Source organism: Pseudarthrobacter sp. GQ63 (assembly GCF_059758765.1).
Genome location: NZ_JCAXEF010000004.1, coordinates 157,547 through 176,521 on the forward strand (window position 1 = coordinate 157,547; position 18,975 = coordinate 176,521).

At 66.2% G+C, this 18,975-nt stretch carries 18 protein-coding genes and 1 tRNA gene; 4 read left to right on the plus strand and 15 right to left on the minus strand.

Annotated elements, in window-relative coordinates:
- Nucleotides 1-34: 34 nt before the first annotated feature.
- The 4 genes from AC6CHP_RS09610 to AC6CHP_RS09625 are packed head-to-tail and all read left to right on the plus strand — an operon-like array spanning nucleotide 35 to nucleotide 4,166.
- Nucleotides 35-1,330 carry a branched-chain amino acid ABC transporter permease gene (locus tag AC6CHP_RS09610; protein WP_498229445.1) on the plus strand — a complete coding sequence of 432 codons (1,296 nt, stop codon included), beginning with the start codon at nucleotides 35-37 and terminating at the stop codon, nucleotides 1,328-1,330.
- Nucleotides 1,331-1,339: 9 nt separating this feature from the next.
- Nucleotides 1,340-2,308 carry a branched-chain amino acid ABC transporter permease gene (locus AC6CHP_RS09615; RefSeq protein WP_188730369.1) on the plus strand — a complete coding sequence of 323 codons (969 nt, stop codon included), beginning with the start codon at nucleotides 1,340-1,342 and terminating at the stop codon, nucleotides 2,306-2,308.
- Nucleotides 2,305-3,396: an ABC transporter ATP-binding protein gene (locus AC6CHP_RS09620; RefSeq protein ID WP_498229448.1), complete on the plus strand. Its 1,092-nt coding sequence runs from the start codon at nucleotides 2,305-2,307 to the stop codon at nucleotides 3,394-3,396. Before AC6CHP_RS09615 ends, AC6CHP_RS09620 begins: the two co-directional genes overlap by 4 nt.
- A complete protein-coding gene (locus AC6CHP_RS09625) occupies nucleotides 3,393-4,166 on the plus strand; it encodes an ABC transporter ATP-binding protein (protein WP_498229450.1) in 774 nt (257 codons plus the stop codon). Before AC6CHP_RS09620 ends, AC6CHP_RS09625 begins: the two co-directional genes overlap by 4 nt.
- A 69-nt stretch (nucleotides 4,167-4,235) precedes the next feature.
- On the opposite strand, the gene AC6CHP_RS09630 is transcribed toward AC6CHP_RS09625, so the two are convergent.
- The 15 genes from AC6CHP_RS09630 to AC6CHP_RS09700 all read right to left on the minus strand — a co-directional run bounded on the left by AC6CHP_RS09630 (nucleotide 4,236) and on the right by AC6CHP_RS09700 (nucleotide 18,967).
- A complete protein-coding gene (locus AC6CHP_RS09630) occupies nucleotides 4,236-5,591 on the minus strand; it encodes an ABC transporter substrate-binding protein (protein WP_188730375.1) in 1,356 nt (451 codons plus the stop codon).
- 206 nt (nucleotides 5,592-5,797) lie between these two features.
- Nucleotides 5,798-5,874, minus strand: a tRNA-Leu gene (locus tag AC6CHP_RS09635).
- 20 nt (nucleotides 5,875-5,894) lie between these two features.
- Nucleotides 5,895-6,839 carry an N-acetyltransferase gene (locus tag AC6CHP_RS09640; RefSeq protein ID WP_498229452.1) on the minus strand — a complete coding sequence of 315 codons (945 nt, stop codon included), beginning with the start codon at nucleotides 6,837-6,839 and terminating at the stop codon, nucleotides 5,895-5,897.
- A 157-nt stretch (nucleotides 6,840-6,996) separates the two neighbouring features.
- Nucleotides 6,997-8,478, minus strand: coding sequence for an NAD(P)/FAD-dependent oxidoreductase (locus AC6CHP_RS09645; protein ID WP_498229454.1), 1,482 nt, complete (start codon nucleotides 8,476-8,478; stop codon nucleotides 6,997-6,999).
- Nucleotides 8,479-8,537: 59 nt separating this feature from the next.
- Nucleotides 8,538-9,935: a S8 family serine peptidase gene (locus AC6CHP_RS09650; protein WP_498229456.1), complete on the minus strand. Its 1,398-nt coding sequence runs from the start codon at nucleotides 9,933-9,935 to the stop codon at nucleotides 8,538-8,540.
- Between the two features lie 4 nt (nucleotides 9,936-9,939).
- Entirely contained in the window at nucleotides 9,940-10,887 is a 948-nt protein-coding gene (locus AC6CHP_RS09655) for a Ppx/GppA phosphatase family protein (protein ID WP_498229458.1), read from the minus strand.
- A complete protein-coding gene (locus AC6CHP_RS09660; RefSeq protein WP_498229460.1) occupies nucleotides 10,884-11,555 on the minus strand; it encodes a DUF501 domain-containing protein in 672 nt (223 codons plus the stop codon). The genes AC6CHP_RS09655 and AC6CHP_RS09660 overlap by 4 nt, the downstream gene beginning before the upstream one ends.
- Before the next feature lie 28 nt (nucleotides 11,556-11,583).
- Nucleotides 11,584-12,270, minus strand: a complete 687-nt coding sequence (locus AC6CHP_RS09665) for an FtsB family cell division protein (protein ID WP_427115355.1) — start codon at nucleotides 12,268-12,270, stop codon at nucleotides 11,584-11,586.
- 140 nt (nucleotides 12,271-12,410) lie between these two features.
- Entirely contained in the window at nucleotides 12,411-13,691 is a 1,281-nt protein-coding gene (gene eno / locus AC6CHP_RS09670) for a phosphopyruvate hydratase (RefSeq protein ID WP_104185398.1), read from the minus strand.
- A 133-nt stretch (nucleotides 13,692-13,824) separates the two neighbouring features.
- A complete protein-coding gene (locus AC6CHP_RS09675; protein WP_498229463.1) occupies nucleotides 13,825-14,550 on the minus strand; it encodes a MazG nucleotide pyrophosphohydrolase domain-containing protein in 726 nt (241 codons plus the stop codon).
- Nucleotides 14,543-15,673 (minus strand): adenosine deaminase, encoded by a 1,131-nt coding sequence (locus AC6CHP_RS09680; RefSeq protein ID WP_188730387.1) that lies wholly within the window; start codon nucleotides 15,671-15,673, stop codon nucleotides 14,543-14,545. The genes AC6CHP_RS09675 and AC6CHP_RS09680 overlap by 8 nt, the downstream gene beginning before the upstream one ends.
- Nucleotides 15,674-15,712: 39 nt before the next feature.
- Nucleotides 15,713-16,441, minus strand: coding sequence for a DedA family protein (locus AC6CHP_RS09685; protein WP_104185400.1), 729 nt, complete (start codon nucleotides 16,439-16,441; stop codon nucleotides 15,713-15,715).
- Between the two features lie 124 nt (nucleotides 16,442-16,565).
- The gene (locus tag AC6CHP_RS09690) at nucleotides 16,566-17,195 is read right to left on the minus strand and encodes a DedA family protein (protein WP_104185401.1); all 630 of its coding nucleotides are present in this window, start codon (nucleotides 17,193-17,195) and stop codon (nucleotides 16,566-16,568) included.
- 6 nt (nucleotides 17,196-17,201) lie between these two features.
- A complete protein-coding gene (locus tag AC6CHP_RS09695) occupies nucleotides 17,202-18,545 on the minus strand; it encodes a thymidine phosphorylase (RefSeq protein ID WP_498229466.1) in 1,344 nt (447 codons plus the stop codon).
- A complete protein-coding gene (locus AC6CHP_RS09700; protein ID WP_498229706.1) occupies nucleotides 18,542-18,967 on the minus strand; it encodes a cytidine deaminase in 426 nt (141 codons plus the stop codon). Before AC6CHP_RS09700 ends, AC6CHP_RS09695 begins: the two co-directional genes overlap by 4 nt.
- Between the last annotated feature and the right edge of the window lie 8 nt (nucleotides 18,968-18,975).

Sequence of the window (18,975 nt, forward strand, 5' to 3'; positions counted from 1 at the left end):
ACCCCAAGGCCCGCCGGCCGGCGCACGGCGAGGGTTGCTGAGATTACTGGGAGCCATCAGCGCTTCCATCCTGGCAATCCTCCTCGTGGCAGCACCGGCTTCCCAGGCCACTTCCCCGTCTCCGACACCATCCCCGTCGAACCAGACCTTCCAAAACAACATCAGCGGATTCCTTCGTGATGACAGCCGCGCACCCTTGGCGGGCGTGACCATCACTGCCACGAAGGATGACTTCACCGGCACGGCCACGTCCTCCGCGAACGGAGCCTGGAACATCGGGGTGCCCGAACAAGGCACCTACACCGTTGAGCTGGACGAGTCCACCCTGCCTGAGGGAATCGCCCTGGCTGAGGGCCAGGAAAACCCCCGCGACGTCACCTTCAGCCAGACCTCGAACCTCTCGGTCATCTTCGCGTTCGGCGAAGGCATCGTGGTGCAGCAGCAGGACTTCGGGCAAAACCTGCTGAACCGGCTCGTCGCAGGACTGAGCTTCGGCCTCCTCCTGGCGTTGGCCTCGGTAGGGCTGTCCCTGATCTTCGGCACCACCGGGCTCACCAACTTCGCCCATGGCGAGATGGTGACGCTGGGCGCGGTCCTGGTGTTCGCCTTCAACGCCCTGGGCCTTCCCTTCTGGCTCGCCATCCTGCTGGCACTGCTCGGCGGCGGCCTCTTCGGGTACGCCCAGGACAGAGGGCTGTGGCGGCCGCTGCGCCGCCGCGGCACCGGGCTCGTCCCTATGATGATCGTCAGCATCGGCCTGGCACTGGCAGTCCGCTACGTCATCCAGTTCTATTTCGGGGGCGCCACACAGCAGCTGCCGTACGCGCAGAGCCCCGAAATCGAGCTGGGACCTGTCTCCATCTCACCGAACAACCTCTGGTCCCTGGGCATCAGCGCCGTGGTGATCGCCCTGATCGGCATCGTGCTGCTGAAGACCAGGCTGGGCAAGGCCACCCGCGCGGTAGCCGACAACCCGGCCCTCGCGGCGGCCTCGGGCATCGACGTTGACTCCGTCATCCGGATTGTGTGGATCACGGGCGGCATGCTGGCCTCCCTCGGCGGCATCCTGTGGGCCTACTACCGTCCCGGCGTAACGTTCGACATGGGCTCCGCCATCCTGCTGCTCATCTTCGCCGGCGTTACCCTGGGCGGCCTCGGCACAGTCTTCGGCGCCCTGATCGGTTCCATCATCGTGGGCATCTTCGTGGAGCTGACCACCGTGTTCGGCCTCGCCGCGGACCTGAAGTACGTGGGCGCCCTCTTCATCATGATCGTTGTCCTTCTGTTTCGGCCCCAGGGAATCCTGGGCCGGCGCGAGCGCGTGGGTTAGGAGACAGCCGTGGACTTTGGATTCATTCTTTCCAGCGCTGCCAGTGAAATTTTCAGCCCGACCACGGCGGCGTACGCCTTGGCCGCGCTTGGCCTGGCCGTGCACTTCGGCTACTCCGGCCTGCTGAACTTCGGACAGGCCGGCTTCATGGCGGTGGGGGCCTACGGCTTCGCCATCTCCACCCTCACCTTTGGTGTCCCCTTCTTCGTAGGGCTCCTGATCGCCATCCTTGCCTCTGCCGTCTTCGCCCTGCTGCTGGGTATACCCACCCTGCGCCTCCGCGCGGACTACCTGGCCATCGTGACCATCGCCGCAGCGGAAATTGTCCGCTACATCGTGACCACCAACCAGCTCACCTCCGTGACGGGATCGGCAAACGGCCTGGCAGCCTTCGAGGGCGGGTTCTACAGCATGAACCCCTTCCCTGAAGGCTCCTACTTCGGCATGAACAACCGCGATTTCTTCATCCGCGTGGTGGGCTGGGCGCTGGTCGCCCTCTGCTGCACCCTGGTATGGCTGCTGATGCGCAGCCCGTGGGGGCGTGTCCTCAAAGGCATCCGCGAGGATGAGAACGCCGTCCGGTCCCTGGGAAAGAACGTTTACGCCTACAAGATGCAGGCCCTCATTATCGGCGGTGTTCTCGGAGCACTCGCCGGCATGATCTTCACGCTTCCGCGTGGAGCGGTGCAGCCGGCCAACTACGGTACGGAGCTGACGTTCTTCCTGTATACCTGCCTCCTGCTCGGCGGCCTGGGCACCGTGCTTGGTCCGGTCATCGGCGCCATGATCTTCTGGGTTGTCCTGTCCCTGACCCAGGGCATCCTGTACGGCCTGATCGAGTCAGGAGCCATCACGTGGCTGAATACGGTCCAGGCCGGGCAGCTGCGCTACATCCTGGTTGGCGTCGCCCTGATGCTGCTGATGATCTTCAGGCCCCAGGGCGTCTTTGGAAACAAGAAGGAGCTGGCGTTCGCATGAGCATGCACAGCGAAGTACCCGCAACCCCAGGCGAGGTTGGCGTGGACTACATGACCGACACCCGGCCCATAGCAGCGGGCGAGGCAGTACCCGGCTGCAAGAAGCGCGACCCTATCGTCGTGGCGGAGAACGTGACGCGCAGCTTCGGCGGCATCAACGCCGTGGACGTGGAGTACCTCGAGATCCCCCGGCACAAAATCACGGCACTGATCGGCCCCAACGGCGCAGGGAAGACCACCCTCTTCAACCTGCTGACCGGTTTTGACACACCGAACACGGGCAAGTGGCAGTTCGAAGGCAAGAGCCTCGCAGGCGTGTCCCCCTACAAGGTGGCGCGGATGGGAATGGTGCGCACCTTCCAGCTCACCAAGGTCATGGGCAAGCTGACCGTCATGGAAAACATGCGCCTCGGCGCATCAAACCAGCCCGGCGAGCGGCTGTCCAAAGCGCTCTTCAAGGGCATGTGGGGCGGCCGGGAAAAACAGATCACCGACGAGGCCAACGTCCTGCTGGAAAAGTTCAAGCTTGACGCCAAAAAGGACGACTATGCGGCGTCCCTCTCAGGGGGCCAGCGCAAGCTCCTGGAGATGGCCCGGTCCCTGATGGTCCGGCCCAAACTGGTCATGCTGGACGAACCCATGGCAGGCGTCAACCCCGCGTTGACCCAGTCCCTCCTGGACCACATCAAAAACCTTAAGGCCGAGGGCATGACGGTGCTGTTCGTCGAGCACGACATGCACATGGTCCGGCATATTGCCGACTGGGTGGTGGTCATGGCTGAAGGCAAGGTGGTGGCGGAAGGCCCGCCGGGCGAGGTCATGAAGAACCCTGCGGTCATCGACGCCTACCTCGGCGCCCACCACGACGTCGACCTGGCAGATTCCGAGGGCCTGAAGGAGCTCGCGGCCGAACTCGTGGCGGACGAGGAATCGATTGTGGGAACCGAGAACGCCGGAATCATCTCGCTGGACGTTGTGGCGGGAGAGGCGGAACCGGAACGCCGGAGCGGCGGCCGGCACCAGGGCGAGAGCGCGCATGGCCGCCACGGAAGCACGGACACAGGCACCACAGACAAGGACAGGCAATGAGCAGCACCAGCGCGGCACCGGCCGCACAGCCAGTCACCGACGATGGCTCGGTGGTCAAGGTCACCGACCTCGTGGCGGGCTACCTGCCGGGAGTGAACATCCTCAATGGCTGCAGCATCGAAGCCCGCAAGGGCGAGCTGATCGGCATCATCGGCCCCAACGGTGCCGGTAAGTCGACCCTCCTGAAGGCCATGTTCGGTTTGGTCAAAATCCATTCCGGGACGGTGGTGGTCCGCGGCCAGGACATCACCGGACTGAAAGCGAACAAGCTGGTGTCCCGGGGAGTGGGTTTCGTCCCGCAAACGAACAACGTCTTCGCCACGCTGACCATCGAGGAAAACCTGCAGATGGGCATGTTCCAGCGGCCCAAGGACTTCGCCGAACGGTTCGATTTCGTGGCCGGCCTGTTCCCGGAACTGAGCAAGCGGCGCGCGCAGCGCGCCGGCTCGCTCTCCGGCGGCGAACGCCAGATGGTGGCCATGGGCCGGGCGCTGATGATGGACCCTGCCGTACTGCTCCTCGACGAGCCGTCCGCCGGCCTCTCCCCCGTCAAGCAGGATGAGACCTTCCTGCGCGTCCACGAAATCAACCGTGCGGGCGTCTCCGTCATCATGGTGGAGCAGAACGCCCGCCGCTGCCTGCAGATCTGTGACCGCGCCTACGTCCTGGACCAGGGACGGGACGCGTACACCGGCACAGGGCGTGAACTGATGAAGGACCCCAAGGTCATCCAGCTCTACCTGGGCACCCTGGCGGAAACCGCCGAGTAAGGCCAGGGCAAACACAAGGAAGCCCCCGTCCGGCTGGACGGGGGCTTCCTTGTGTTTCAGGTCCGGCGGTTACAGCTGGCCGAACTCTTCTTTCACTGCGGTGTACTTGTTGTCATCCTGGTACTCGTAGATGCCAATGTAGGCCTCGGTCGGGTCACCGGCGTCGGAGAAGGTCACGGGGCCGGACTGGCCGTCGTAGTCCGCATCCTTGCCTTCCCTGATCAACGTGACGCAGGCAGCGTAGGACGTGCACTTCTCGCCGCCCTCAGAGACTTCCTTGAGCTTGGCCGCAATGTCCACGCCCTTGGTGCTCTGTGCCGCCTCTGCGGCCAGCGCGATGAGGTTCACGGCGTCGTAGGACTCGCCGGCGTAGCTGTAGTCCTTGAGTGCCGGGTCGATGGCCAGCAGCTTCTTCTTGAACTCGTCCTGCGCAAACGTGCCCGGGATGGTGCCGCGTGCGCCCTTCAGGGTGCCCGGCTGGAAGTCCTTGCTGTAATCGGAGGTGTTGCCGTCCACCAGGAACATTTGGGTGGGCTTTACCCCCTTGCCGGTCATCAGCGGAACGATGCTCTTCGCCTGGTCAAAGGTGATCAGCGCAATGGCATCCGGCTGGGCAGCAATGACCTTGTCCACTTGGCTGCTGAACTGGCTGTCGCCCTCGTTGAAAAGTTCCTCCGCCACAACCTGGCCGCCGGCCGCCTCGAAGGCCGACTTGATGTTGGATGCAAGGCCGGTACCGTACGCGTCATTCAGGACGATCATGCCCACGGTCTGCGCGCCGCAGGTGGCCATGTAGTTGCCGAGCACCTTGCCCTGCAGGACATCGGAGGGTGCTGTACGCCAGTACAGGCCATTGTCGTCCCAGGTGGTGAAGTCCGGGGACGTGTTGGCGGGTGAGAACTGGATGACGCCGGCGCCGGTGATCTGGTTGATGACCGTCTTGGAAACGCCTGAGGACGCCGCACCGATGATGGCACTGACCCCCTGGCCCAGCAACGCGGACGTGGACTGGGTGGCGATGTCCGTCTTCGTGTCACCGGAGTCGCGGTGGATCACTTCGACCGGCTTGCCCAGGACGCCGCCTGCCTTGTTGACTTCGTCGATGCCAAGGTTGACGCCGGCGATTTCGGGCGGGCCGAGGAATGCCAGGGAACCGGTGGTGGGAAGGAGCGAACCAATCCGCAGCGGCGTTTCAGTCGAGCCGGTTGACGGCGGCACCGAGGGGGTCTCCGCAGGCTGGCTGGCGGCAGCGCCTCCACTGCCCTCGGTTGCTGGGCAAGCAATTCCTGCCGCTTCTGCGGTGGCAGAGGATTCGGTTGCCGTGGGTGTGGACGAACCGCCGCAAGCCGTTGCCATAAAGGCGACGCCGATGCCAAGCGCTGTCAGCTTGGCAACACGGGTTCCCGCCTGGGGGAATAAAGTCATTTACGAGCTCCTCGATCTAAAGGTGCGAACGGCCTTTGACGCGAAAAATCAGGTGTTCCTGATTTAGCTTCAAGCTAATGCAAATCGGAGCCGAAGATAAGTGACTGAGGTCACATCCTTATAACAGTAGTTGCATATGTGGAATTAAATGGAAGAAGCCGCCCGCTGTGCGGACGGCTTCCGATCCTGGCCTTGTTCACGATGCTTGGTACCCCAGGTGGGACTCGAACCCACAACACGCGGATTTTAAGTCCGCTGCCTCTGCCAATTGGGCTACTGGGGCGCCCGGTCAATGGTATCCCGTCAGGCGAGTGCGAAGGGTTCGGCATACCGGAATGTGCCGTGGACGCCGCCGGGCCAGAGGGCCAGGGGCAGCAGTTGGAAGTAGTCGCCCCAGGCATCGTCAGGTGGAAGTACCCCCAGCGAAGTGGCAGGCACAAAACCAAAACGCGAGTAGTAGCCGGGGCTGCCCAGGAGGGCAATGCCGCTCTCCCCCGCCGCGTTTGCCCGATGAATGGTCTCCTTCATCAGCGCTGACCCGATACCGTGGCGCTGGTGCCTGGGCGTGACGCCCAGGGGACCCAGCCCCAGCAGTCCATGGCCGCCCACCCAGCCGCGGGTACTGATGACGTGGCCCACCACTTCGCCGTCCAGGACTGCCACCACGCTGAATTCGGGCAGGTAGTCCTTGGACCCGAAGAGACCGCGGAGCACTCTCACCTCCACAGGTTCGCCCTCCACCTTCAGGCCGGTGGCCGGGGAGACCGCGAAGGCGCCGGCCGTCAGGGCCAGGATGGCCTTGCGGTCCTCCGGCGCCTCGCTGCGAGCCAGCAACTCGGGCCGCGGCAGCTGCCTGCTGTCTGCCGACAGCCCGGCCAGGACCTCCAGTGCCCGGGGCGCGTCAGCGACGGGAACCAGCAGATGGTCGTGGTGGAATCCGGCGAGCACGTTGCAGCTGATCCTGGCCTCGGCAAGCGCCTTGCTGACGGCGGCCGTCAGGCCCACCGCCTCCAGTGCGGAGTGGACCTCCAGGGTGATCCAGGCGCCCACGAAGTCATAGGCAAGGCCTTCCCTGTCAGCCACCGCCCGGGGCAGCACCACCGTCAGGCCTTCGGCTTCGCGGACCGCCGCCTCGACGCCCGGCACCAGCGGCCGTCCGTCAGGCCACATGGCATAGACGTACTCGCCGCCGCGCTGCACCGGATGCATCGCGGCCAGCAGCACCTCGAGGTTCTTTTCGCCAGTCATGGTGCCAGTCTAGAAGGCGCCGGTCGGCCTCGGTCGGTAGCGCTGCAACAGGAAGCCACCCTGCTGAAGATGCACACGCCTGGGAACGCAAACGGCGGCCGCCCCGCGGAGGGGACAGCCGCCGTCGTATATTGCAGCGCAGGGGCGGTACAGCCCTTTACTTGGCCTTCGCCGAGACCGTTTCCTTGGCCTCAGCAGTGGCCGGGGAGGTCGCAGAGGAACCGGAACCGCTGCCCACCGGGGCCGGCGCCGGAGCGGCAGCCGGCTTGGGGGCCGGGGTGGCTGCTGCTACGAACGCTCCGCGGGGGTTGTCCAGGTCCATCAGCTGCGTGGTGTCGCGGCCGGTGAAGAAGCTGATGATCCAGTTGAAGATCACGCGGAACTTGCGCTCGAAGGTAGGCATCGCCATGCCGTGGTAGCCGCGGTGTGCCAGCCAGGCGAGTGCACCCTTGAGTCCGATGCTGCCCACCAGGTTGATGTTGGCAACGCCCTTCCACTGGCCGAAGCCGGCCACAGCACCCAGGTTCTTGTGCTTGTAATCCTTCAGCGGCTTGTCCCAGCGGGAGGCCCACAGGTTCTTGGCGAGGCGCTTGGCCTGGCGGAGCGCGTGCTGGGCGTTGGGGACGCAGGTGCCGTCCGGGAGGCCCTTGCCGGTCAGGTCGGGCACCGCGGCGACGTCGCCGGCTGCCCAGGCGTTGTCGATGATGCCTTCGTCGCCGGCAACCCGGAGGTCCGGCAGGACGCGGACGCGGCCGCGCGGCTCCAGCGGGAAGTCGGTGGAGCGGACCATGGGGTTTGCCTGCACGCCGGCGGTCCACACGAGGGTGTCCGTTTCGAACTCCTGCGCGGGGGTCTTGTCCGGAAGGTTGATGAGCTTCAGGCTGCCCTCGGCGTTGTCCAGGGACGTGTTGAGGAGGACCTCAATGCCGCGGCTGCGGAGGTGCTCCACAACCCATTCCGCCTGCTTTGCGGTAACTTCCGGCATGATCCGGCCCATGGCCTCCACCAGGACGAAGCGGACTTCCTCCTGCTTGACGCGCGGGTTGTTCCGGACGGCGGCCCGGGCGAGGTCTTCCATTTCGGTGATGCACTCAATGCCGGCGAAGCCGCCGCCCACCACTACGAAGGTGAGGGCACGTGCACGGGCGGCAGGATCGGTCATTGTGGAGGCGACCTCGATGCGCTCAAGGACCTTGTTGCGCAGCGCGACGGCTTCCTCGATGGTCTTCAGGCCGATGCCCTTGTCCGCGAGTCCCTTGATGGGGAAGGTGCGGGTGATGGCACCTGCGGCCATCACGACGTCGAAGTAGGGAACCTCAAAGTGAGCGCCGCCGTCAGCGGGCGCCACGACGGCCGTCCGGTTGGCGTGGTCGATCGAGGTGACGCGGCCCTGGATCAGTTCGGTCTGCTTGAGGTGCTGGCGGTGGGATACCACGGCGTGGCGGGCCTCGATGTTGCCGCCTGCTACCTCGGGGAGGAAGGGCTGGTACGTCATGTAGGGCAGTGGATCCACGAGGGTGACGATGCCACCGGCATTCGCGATCTTCTTCTGCAGTTTGAGTGCTACGTACAGGCCGACGTACCCGCCGCCGACGACGAGTACCCTGGGACGGTCCTGGAGCTCTGGGGTGGTTGCCATGGGTTTAAGGATACAACAGTTTGTGAAAATCTTCACTAACTGGCTGGGAGGCCCGCACGCTACGTTTTAGGGCCGGTTTCCACCGTCTCCGTGGCACCGGTCTCAGCGTCCTCCCCGGGGAGTGTAGGGTTCCTGGCGGCCCGCCGCAGCTGGACCGCTGCTGCCCCGACAATGGCGACGAACAGCACACCAAAGCCGATGACGACGGAGGCGCCAATGGCGCTGTCGCGCTGGGACGGCGGCTCCGCTGCGGGCACCGTTGCTTCGGGCAGTGTGGGGACGGCGCTGGGTACGTCCGTGGTGGGGAGCGGGGCGGGAGTGGCGAGGTTTCCCCTGCGGTGTACCCGGATCCATTCCGCGATGGAGCCCAGCGGGTTGCCGGCAGCCTCCGGGACCGTGTCCTTCAGGGCTGCCTCGGCGTTCAGCACGCCAAAGCCGTACAGCGGGTCCTTGCCGGGGGCACCGGCATCCTTGGCGGTGGAAACGATGCGGTTGATCACCTGTTCCGCGCTCATGGACGGCCACTTGGAGCGGATGAGCGCAGCCACGCCGGAAACGATCGGAGCGCTGCCGGAAGTTCCGGCCCATTCGGCGTAGCCGCCGCCCGGAAGGCCGCCCAGCAGGTTTTCTGCCGGAGCGGCCACGCCGATGCTGATGCCTTGCGAGGACGCGTCAACGCTTGCTGCACCTTGCCGGTCCAGCCCTGCAACGGTGAGGACCCCTGGGATGGTGGCCGGAGCCCCCACCTGGATATTGCCGCCCACCCGGTTTCCGGCAGCGGCAACGATGACCACATCCTTCTGCTCCGCGTAGAGGAACGCCGCGTCCCAGCTTTGCGGCCACTGCGGAGTGGTGCTACCCAATGAAATGTTGATGACCCTGGCGCCGTTGTCCACAGCCCAGCGGACGGCTTCGGGGATCTGGTCCTGGTCGCTCTTGCCCGAGGGATTGGCTGAACCCAGCCAGGTGGAGACGGAGAGGATCTGGGCTTCCGGGGCAACACCCACGATGCCGTCGGGCGCCGGATTGGAGGGGGCAGTTGTGGGGCTGGCGCTGGGACTCGGGCTGGGGCTGGCCGGCTGGTGGCCGCGTCCTGCCAGCATGGTGGCCACGAGGGTGCCGTGTTCCGGCTTGATGCCCACGCCCTGTTGTCCGTCCGGCCGGCCCGCACCGGACGCGTCATAGCCCCCGGCCACCGCGCCCAACAGGTCCGGGTGCTCCGCGTCCACACCGCTGTCGATGACGGCCACCTTGACGCCCGCGCCCTTGGAGACCTCCCAGGCCTTGGTGATGCCGGACTCGGCGAGCCAGTACTGTTTGTCCCGCCACTCATCCGCCTGCGCGGCGGGCGCGGAGTAAAGGCCGAAGCCCAGGCAGGACGCCGCAAGGACCAGTGCCAGGAGGGCTGAGGCTGCGGCGCGGGGCAGGCGGGCCGTCCGGAGAAGAGCGGGGTACATCCGGTCAGCCGATGCTCAGGGCGATGCCGTCGAGAATGTCGTGCTCGCTGGCGGTGGCGGTGGTGATGCGGCCGCCGGTGAGCTCACCCATGTGTTCAAGGATGCGCCGCCACACGAGCCCGCCGGCGCCGATGACGTCCACCCGTCCGGGGTGCATGTAGGGCAGGGCGGCCCGCCGGGACCGGGGCATTTCCAAGAGGCCCGTCGAGGCGGCACGGACAGTGTCCAGGGGCAGTTCGGCGCCGTGGATCGCGTCGGGCGAGTATTCGGCCAGTCCGAGCGCATGCGCGGTAATGGTGGTGATGGAGCCGGCAACACCGACGACGGCGGTGGCGCGTTCCAGCGGAACGTCCTGGCGGGCGCGGGTGATGGCTGCGTCGACGTCGGCTTCCGCGGCTGCTATCTGCTGGGCAGTGGGCGGATCGTCCCGGAGGTGCCGTTCGGTAAGGCGGACGCATCCGATGTTTACGGACTTTGCGGCCGTGACCCCGCTGGCCGTGCCCAGGACGAATTCGGTGCTGCCGCCGCCCAGGTCCACCACCAGCACTTCCTGGCCATCCAGGATGGGGAGGACGCTGCTGGCGCCGGCAAAGGACAGGGCTGCTTCCTCGTCGCCGGAAATCACTTCCGGTTCCACGCCCAGCAGGTTCCGGATTCCGTCCACGAAAACGTGCCTGTTCCGTGCATCCCGGCTGGCAGAGGTTGCCACGAAGCGGACCTTTGTTGCCCCATGGTCCCGGATCAGCCGCGCATAATCCGCGGTAGCGGCGAAGGTGCGTTCCAGGGCCTCCGGCGCGAGTTCCCCTGTGGCGTCCACTCCCTGGCCCAGCCGGACCACGCGCATCTCACGCACCACGTCATGCAGTGCGGTGGTCCCGTTGCTGCGTTCGATGTCTGCGATCAGGAGGCGGATGGAGTTGGTGCCGCAGTCGATGGCTGCAACGCGCGTCATTCCGGGGCCTCCGCCGTGGCTGCGGATTTCCGGACGGGAGCGGGCCGGCCGACAATGTCCGGCAGGCCCTGGGGTCCATGGCGGCTGAGGTCCCGCGAGGGGGCTTCACCGGAGGTGTCCCAGGCTCCCTCGCAGTAGCACCTGTCAGCGGTCCACCATTCCTTGATCCGGTCCAGGCTTTCGTCCCCCAGGGGGTTGACCCCCGGGCCGGCGGCCAGCGAATGGCCCACCAGGACATGCAGGCATTTGACGCGGGTGGGCATGCCCCCGGCAGAGATGCCGTCGATCTCCGGGACGGGCCCAATCCCCGAGCGTTCGCCGATGGCGTTGCGGGCTTCCAGGTAGGCGTCGTGGGCCGAGCGGTAGGCAGCAGACAAGTCGTCGTCGGCGGCCAGCTGGTCATTCATCTCGTTCATGACGCCCGCGGCTTCGAGCCGCGAGACCGCTGAGGTGATGACCGGATGCGTCAGGTAGAACGTGGTGGGGAACGGTGTTCCGTTACTGAGGCGCGGAGCGGTGGCGGCCACCAGCGGATTGCCGCAGATGCAGCGTGCAGGAATCTCCACCACGTCACGGACCGGCCGTCCCAGCTGGCGGCTCAGTACTTCAAGGTCGTGTGCTGATGGCTGGCGGGATTCGTCCCGGGCGGCTGCCGTGTTGTGTTCCACTGTGGCGGGCCGTCCTTCCTGTTGCGGTTCAGTCTGTAGCCGCGCGCGTGATGGACTCCCACAGGGAATCCACCCACGGCAGATCGGCGGGGTCTTGTGCTGCTGCACCGGGCTGGCTGCTGGTTTCTCCGGCCGGCAGGTCGCTGCCGAAAACCCAGTAGCCGGTTTCTCCCGGCATAACCATGTTAATGCGGTCGCGTGCCTGCTGTTTCACGTAGTTGGGGTCCTGCCAGCGCGAGACCTGCTGCCGGAGGGCGTCGCCCTCGGCCTGGCGGGCGGCGATGTCGGCGTTCAGCGCGTCGATCTCAGCCTTTTTGTCGAAGAAGATCTTGACTGTGGGCGCGAGCATGATGGTGATGGCAACCATCACCACGGCCAGTGCGAGCATCCGTCCGGAGAACGCCTTGGCCGGAACGGGCTGCTGGTCTTCTGCTGTTTCGTCTGCGGCTCCGGTGCCGGCACGTTGTGCCGTGCCCGAGGTGGCGCTGCTCCCCTTGCGGCGGGTTGCCTGCCCGGCGTCCTTGCGGCCGTGCGGCTCCCGGCGTCCTGCCGGTGATGCGGCGGACGGCGCACCGGCGGATTCCCGTGGTGTCCCGCCTGAGCTGGTGTCCTTGCCCGGGCCGAAGTCTGCGCGGATGACGTCCGCGTCGCCGGAAGCTTCCTGTGCGGAACGGGCTGGGGCAACCTTGGGGACTTTGGGACGGCGGGTAGCCATGATACTCCTGAAACGCGCAGCCTGCCTGGGGCCGCCACTATCGGGGCTGGAACACGTACTGCTATGACACGTGCTGCTCAAACAGCAACGGTGGCTATGGTCTTTCAACCATAGCCACCGCTGATTGTTTTACGCGGCTACTAGCCCTTGAAACGCGGGAAGGCAGCGCGGCCGGCGTAGCGTGCGGCGTCGTCGAGTTCCTCTTCGATGCGCAGCAGCTGGTTGTACTTGGCGACGCGCTCGGAGCGGGCCGGAGCGCCGGTCTTGATCTGGCCGGCGTTGGTGGCCACCGAGATGTCGGCGATGGTGGTGTCCTCGGTTTCGCCGGAGCGGTGCGAGGTGATGGTGGTATAGCCTGCACGCTGGGCCAGGCTGACGGCGTCCAGCGTCTCGGTCAACGAGCCGATCTGGTTGACCTTGACCAGCAGCGAGTTGGCGGTCTTGGTATCGATGCCGCGCTGCAGGATGGAGGGGTTGGTGACGAACAGGTCGTCGCCAACGAGCTGGACCTTGTCGCCGATGGAATCGGTGAGGGTCTTCCAGCCGTCCCAGTCGTTCTCGTCCAGCGGGTCCTCGATGGACACCAGCGGGTAGTCGGCCACGAGCTCGGCGTAGTAGGCGCTCATCTCGGCCGAGGTCAGGGACTTGCCTTCGAACTGGTAGGCACCGTCGGTGAAGAACTCGGAGGAGGCAACGTCCAGGGCCAGGGCAATGTCCTTGCCCGGGGTGTAGCCGGCGTTCTTGATGGCTTCCTGGATGAGGTCCAGTGCCGCACGGTTGGACGGCAGGTTCGGCGCGAAGCCGCCTTCGTCGCCCAGGCCGGTGGCGAGGCCCTTTTCCTTGAGGACGGACTTGAGGGCGTGGTAGACCTCAACGCCCCAGCGGAGGCCCTCGGAGAAGGTCTCGGCACCCAGCGGGACAACCATGAATTCCTGGATGTCGACGTCGGAATCGGCGTGGCTGCCACCGTTGAGGATGTTCATCAGCGGGACGGGCAGCACGTGGGCGTTCGGACCGCCGAGGTACTTGTACAGCGGCAGGTCGGCGGACGCGGCGGCTGCGTTGGCAACGGCCAGGGACACGCCCAGGATGGCGTTGGCGCCCAGCTTGCCCTTGTTCGGGGTGCCGTCCAGGTCCAGCATGGCCTGGTCGATGCTGCGCTGGTCGGTGGCGTCGAAGCCGGTCAGGGCCGGGGCGATCTGGTCGATGATCGCGTCAACGGCCTTCTGCACACCCTTGCCGAGGTAACGGCCCTTGTCGCCGTCGCGCAGTTCAACGGCCTCGTGCTCGCCGGTGGAGGCACCGGAGGGAACTGCTGCGCGGCCGATCTGGCCGTCGGAGAGCAGGACCTCAACTTCTACGGTCGGGTTGCCACGGGAATCGAGGATCTCGCGGGCGTGGATGGCATCGATAAGCGCCATGAATTTGCTCCTTATGGGCGATTAACGGGGGGATCTAACAGAAAGACTCGACGTACTCGTCAGAGACCAGCGTAGTCGAGAGTGGTCCGGGTTACGGAAACCTATCCAGCGCCCGGACGTCATGATGGCGCGGCTATCCCTGGTGGTGCGGCTGGGGGACGCGCTGCTGGTAGCGCCGGACGGCGCCGCGCAGGGCACGCTCCGCATCGAATCCGCTGGTCCGGGCGGAATGCACGACGGCGAGCAGCAGCTCCCCGAGCTCTTCTTCCGTGCCGGGGACGGGAACCGCAGGCGGCAAGGCAACTCCGGCCCGTGCTGCCCGGTCGATGGATTTTTGTGCCCGGGCGAGCGCCGGGAGCGCCTGGGGAATCCCTGCGAACGGGTCCCGCCGTTCAGGCCGCTCGGCCCGCTTCACGGCGTCCCACTTCTGCACAATCTCCTGGACGGTTGCGGGGAAGGTGTCCTGCAGTGAGCCGTCCGGAAGGAAGACATGGGGGTTCCGGCGGACCATTTTGGCACTCAGGCCGCGTGCGACGTCGTCGAACGTGAAAGCGCCGCGTTCCTCGGCGAGCCGGGCGTGCAGCACCACCTGCAGCAGGACGTCGCCCAGCTCACCCAGCAGCTCGGCGTCGTCGATTCCCTGGACATTCACCGGCCCGGCCGCGTCCTGCTCTTCGGCGGGCGCGGCGGCCTCGATCGTTTCGGCCACTTCAAAGGCCTCTTCGAGCAGGTACTCCACCAGGGATGCGTGGGTGAGCGCCCCCATCCAGGGGCAGTGCTCCCGCAGGGCAGCAATCACATAGAGAAGCTCCTGCACCTCCCCTGCCGGGATGCTGCCCGCGTCCGGCTGGCTAGCCAAGGTTGGCGTAAGCGTCGTTGATGTACTCCACCAGGGCTTCCTTTTCCTCAAGCGGCAGGAAGGATGCCTCGGCGGCGTTGAGGGTCAGCTCCAGCAGGTCGTCGAGGTCGTAGTCGAAGGTTTCCACCAGGAGGTCGAACTCGTCCGTCAGCGTAACGCCGCTCATCAGCCGGTTGTCGGTGTTGATGGTGACGTTGAAGCCGAGCTGGTACAGCATGTCCAGGGGGTGGCTCTCGATACCCTCGCCGAAGCCGGCAATAGCACCGGTCTGCAGGTTGGAGGACGGGCAGATTTCCAGGGCGATGCCGCGGTCCCGGATCCAGCTGGAAAGGTCCCCCAGGGTAACCAGGCCGACCGTGTCCTCGGCGTCGTCCTCGAACTCCACCATGATGTCCTCGGCGATCCGGACGCCGTGGCCCAGGCGGAGGGCGCGGCCGTCCACCAGCGCGGACTGGATGCTCTCCAGCCCTGCGGCCTCGCCGGCGTGGACGGTGGCGGGGAAGTTGTGCTGCGCAAGGTAGGTGAAGGCATCCCGGAAGCGGGAGGGAAGGAAGCCGTCCTCGGCTCCGGCGATGTCGAAGCCTACGGCACCCTTGTTGCGGTGGCGGACGGCGAGTTCGGCGATCTCCTGGCCGCGGTCCGCGTGGCGCATGGCGGTGATGAGCTGGCCCACCTGGATTTCGCGCCCGCTCTCCCCCACGGCCTCGACACCGGCTTCAAGGCCTTCCTGCACGGCCTCGACGGCTTCATCCAGTGAGAGGCCCTTCTGGAGATGCTGCTCGGGCGCCCACCGCACCTCGCCGTACACCACGCCGTCGTCAGCGAGGTCCTCAACGAACTCCTTGGCCACGCGGACCAGGCCCTCGTGGGTCTGCATGACGGCGACGGTGTGGTCAAAGGTTTCCAGGTAACGGACCAGCGAACCGGAGTTGGCGGACTCCCGGAACCACTCGCCCAGAGCAACGGGATCGGTGGAAGGCAGCGTGTGCCCAACGGCTTCCGCCAGCTCGATGATGGTGGCCGGGCGCAGTCCTCCGTCCAGGTGGTCGTGGAGGGAGACCTTGGGCAGGTTCTTCAGGTCGAAATCGATGGCAGGGGCAGCGTCAACAATGGGCTCAGTCACGTTCCCACCTTAGGGTGGGCAGGAGTCCAAAGCCAGCCGCTACTTGGCTGCCGGTTCGCCGTCCCCGGCCGCGGAAGCAAAGTGCGCCGCGCTGCCGTTCTGTGGACCGCGGGCGCCGGCCGGGCCGCCGTCGAGCCACCCGTCAACCTCCTGGGCGTCGTTCCGGGCGAGGTGCTTGTGCCACAGCCGGAGCACATGGTCCAGGAGGACGCCCAGCACGATGGCGAAGACCACCGCGATGCCGGCGCTGAGGAGCGGATTGTGGTGCAGCCACGGAAATGAACTGGCCAGGAGCCCGATGCCGATGGAGTAGCCCACCCAGGTGATGCAGGCGAAAGCGTCGAGCAGGAAGAAGCGGCGGTGCGGGAATCCTGTGCTGCCTGCAACGTAGTTGACGGCAACCCGGCCCCAGGGAATGTAGCGGGCGGTGAAGATCAGCACGGCGCCGCGCTTGTCCAGCTCGTAGCGGGCCCAGCTGAAGGCCTTCTGGACTTTGGGGCGCCGCATCCATTTCCACCGCTTCAGGCCGATGCGCCTGCCGAGCATGAAGGCCATGTTGTCCCCGGCGATGGCTCCAACCAGGGCGGTGAAGCCCAGGATCCAGAGGTTCGGTTCGCCGCTGTGCCGGGAAAAGGCCGCCAGGGCCACGATCAGGGTTTCGCTGGGAACCACCATGGCGAAGCCGTCAACGAAGAAGAACACCAGCAGGAGCGGGTAGATCCACCACTGACCCGCTGCATGGAGCACGGCCTCATTAATAAACTCCACGCGGGTCTTGCTCCTATGCAATTTGGCGTGGCCGTCAGTGGCCCAGCCAGGCGGAAATCGTGTCTAAGTGTCCCATGGCCAGGGCGCCTTCGCTACGCCCCCACCTGCTGGAACAACGCTTCACCTACGCTTCGGGTTCCTTCATCCGCTCCACCATTGGCGGCCGCCGCCTGACGCGGTTGATGACCAGGTCCACCACGATCCCCAGCGCCACCGCGCACACAATGGCGATGACCGCCCCCAGCAGGTGGTTGTCCTCGAACCATTGGCCGAAGAACAGCCCGATTCCCACCGAGTACCCGGCCCAGAGGGTCGCTGAAAGAAGTGTCAGGCCCACGAAACGCAGGTGCGGGTAGTGCGTTACGCCGGCGGTGAGGTTGACCGCCACCCTGCCGATCGGGACGAACCGCGCCACCAGGATCAGCGACGCCGGCCGCTTGCGCAGTTCCCTGCCGGCCCACCGGAAGGCGCTCTGCATCCGAGGTCCGCGCATCCACGCCCAGCGCCGGGTACCCACCCGGCGGCCAATCAGGTAGGCGATGTTGTCACCCGAGAAGGCACCAAGCGCGGCCACCAGCATCAGCAGCCAGGGGTTGGGAACATCGGCGGTGGCGGCGACTGCGGACAGGCCCACCACCACCGATTCGCTGGGAATGGGCGGAAAGAAGCCGTCAATGATGCAGCACGCAAGCACGACGAACAGCACCCAGGGCTGTCCGGCCGCGGCGAGGATGAAGTCATTGATGGCCTGCATGGATCCCTATGCTATTCGGTCGATGATCAACCGCTGTGCCGGCCTGGATCCCTCCGGTGCAATGACGACTGCATGTTCCAGCGCTTCCTTGGCCCGCGCAAACCGCTCCGGGGTGTCCGTAAGGAGGGTCATCAGCGGCTCCCCCGCCCGGACCAGGGCTCCGGGCTTGGCATGCATCCGGACACCGGCGCCTGCCTGGACCGCGTCCTCCTTCCGGGCACGTCCGGCCCCGAGGCGCCAGGCTGCGACACCGACGGCGAGGGCGTCCAGTTCCACGAGCACCCCGTCCGCCGGGGCGTACACCACCTCGGACTCGCGGGCAACGGGCAGCTTGGCCCGGGGGTCGCCGCCCTGGGCTTCGATCATGCGGTTCCAGACGTCCATGGCACGGCCGTCCTTGAGCGCGGCGGCGGGATCGGCGTCGGTAACTCCCGCACAGGCGAGCATCTCCTCGGCGAGCCGCACGGTCAGCTCCACGACGTCGTTGGGACCGCCGCCGGCCAGCACCTCCAGGGATTCCTCAACCTCGATGGCGTTGCCCGCCGTCAGTCCCAGGGGGGTGTCCATGTTGGTGAGCAACGCCACGGTGTTCACGCCCGCGTCCTTGCCCAGCGCCACCATGGTCTCGGCAAGCTCGCGCGCCCTGGCTTCATCCTTCATGAACGCGCCGCTGCCCACCTTGACGTCCAGGACCAGCGAGCCGGTCCCTTCGGCGATTTTCTTGCTCATGATGGACGAGGCGATCAGGGGGATGGCCTCCACCGTGCCGGTGACATCCCGCAGCGCGTAGAGCTTCTTGTCAGCGGGCGCCAGGCCTGCACCGGCGGCGCAGATCACGGCGCCCACGTCCTGGAGCTGCGCAAGGATCTCGTCATTGCTGAGGGAAGCACGCCACCCCGGGATGGACTCCAGCTTGTCCAGCGTGCCCCCGGTGTGGCCAAGCCCCCGGCCCGAGAGCTGCGGGACAGCCACCCCGAAGACCGCCACCAGGGGCGCGAGCGGCAGGGTGATCTTGTCCCCCACACCGCCCGTTGAGTGCTTGTCCGACGTGTACTTCAGGCCGCCGTCGGGCCTGCGCAGGCTGGAGAAGTCCATCCGCTCGCCGGAGGCGATCATCGCCGCTGTCCAGCGGGCAATCTCCGTGCGGTTCATGCCGTTGAGCAGGATGGCCATGTTCAGGGCCGCCATCTGCTCGTCGGCGATCGCACCGCGGGTGTAGGCGTCGATGGTCCAGTCGATCTGCTCCGGGCTCAGGGCACCTTTGTCCCGCTTTGCGCGGATGATATCGACGGCGTCGAACGGTTCGGCATTGCTGTCCACTGCGTGGGTCTTTGCCACCTTGTCAGTCACGGTGTTTCCTCCAGGTGTTGGGGACCAAAGGCGTCGGGCAACACCTGGTCCATCGTCTTGATGCCTTGGGTGGTCATGAGCTCCATGTCCGGAGCGCGGAACTCGTACAGCAACTGCCGGCAGCGCCCGCAGGGCATCAGGATGTGGCCGTCCCCGTCCACGCAATAGAACGCGCGGAGCAGTCCGCCGCCGGTCATGTGCAGGTTGCCCACCAGAGCGCATTCGGCGCAGAGGGTGAGGCCGTAGCTGGCGTTCTCCACGTTGCAGCCGCTGACCAGCCGGCCGTCGCCGGTGAGGGCCGCGGCCCCCACCGGGAACTTCGAATAGGGAACGTAGGCGTGGTGCATCGCCGCGACGGCGGCTGCCCTCAATGCCTCCCAGTCAACCGGCTGGGCCCCGCCACTGTCCGCGGCGCCGCGCATGCCAGCAG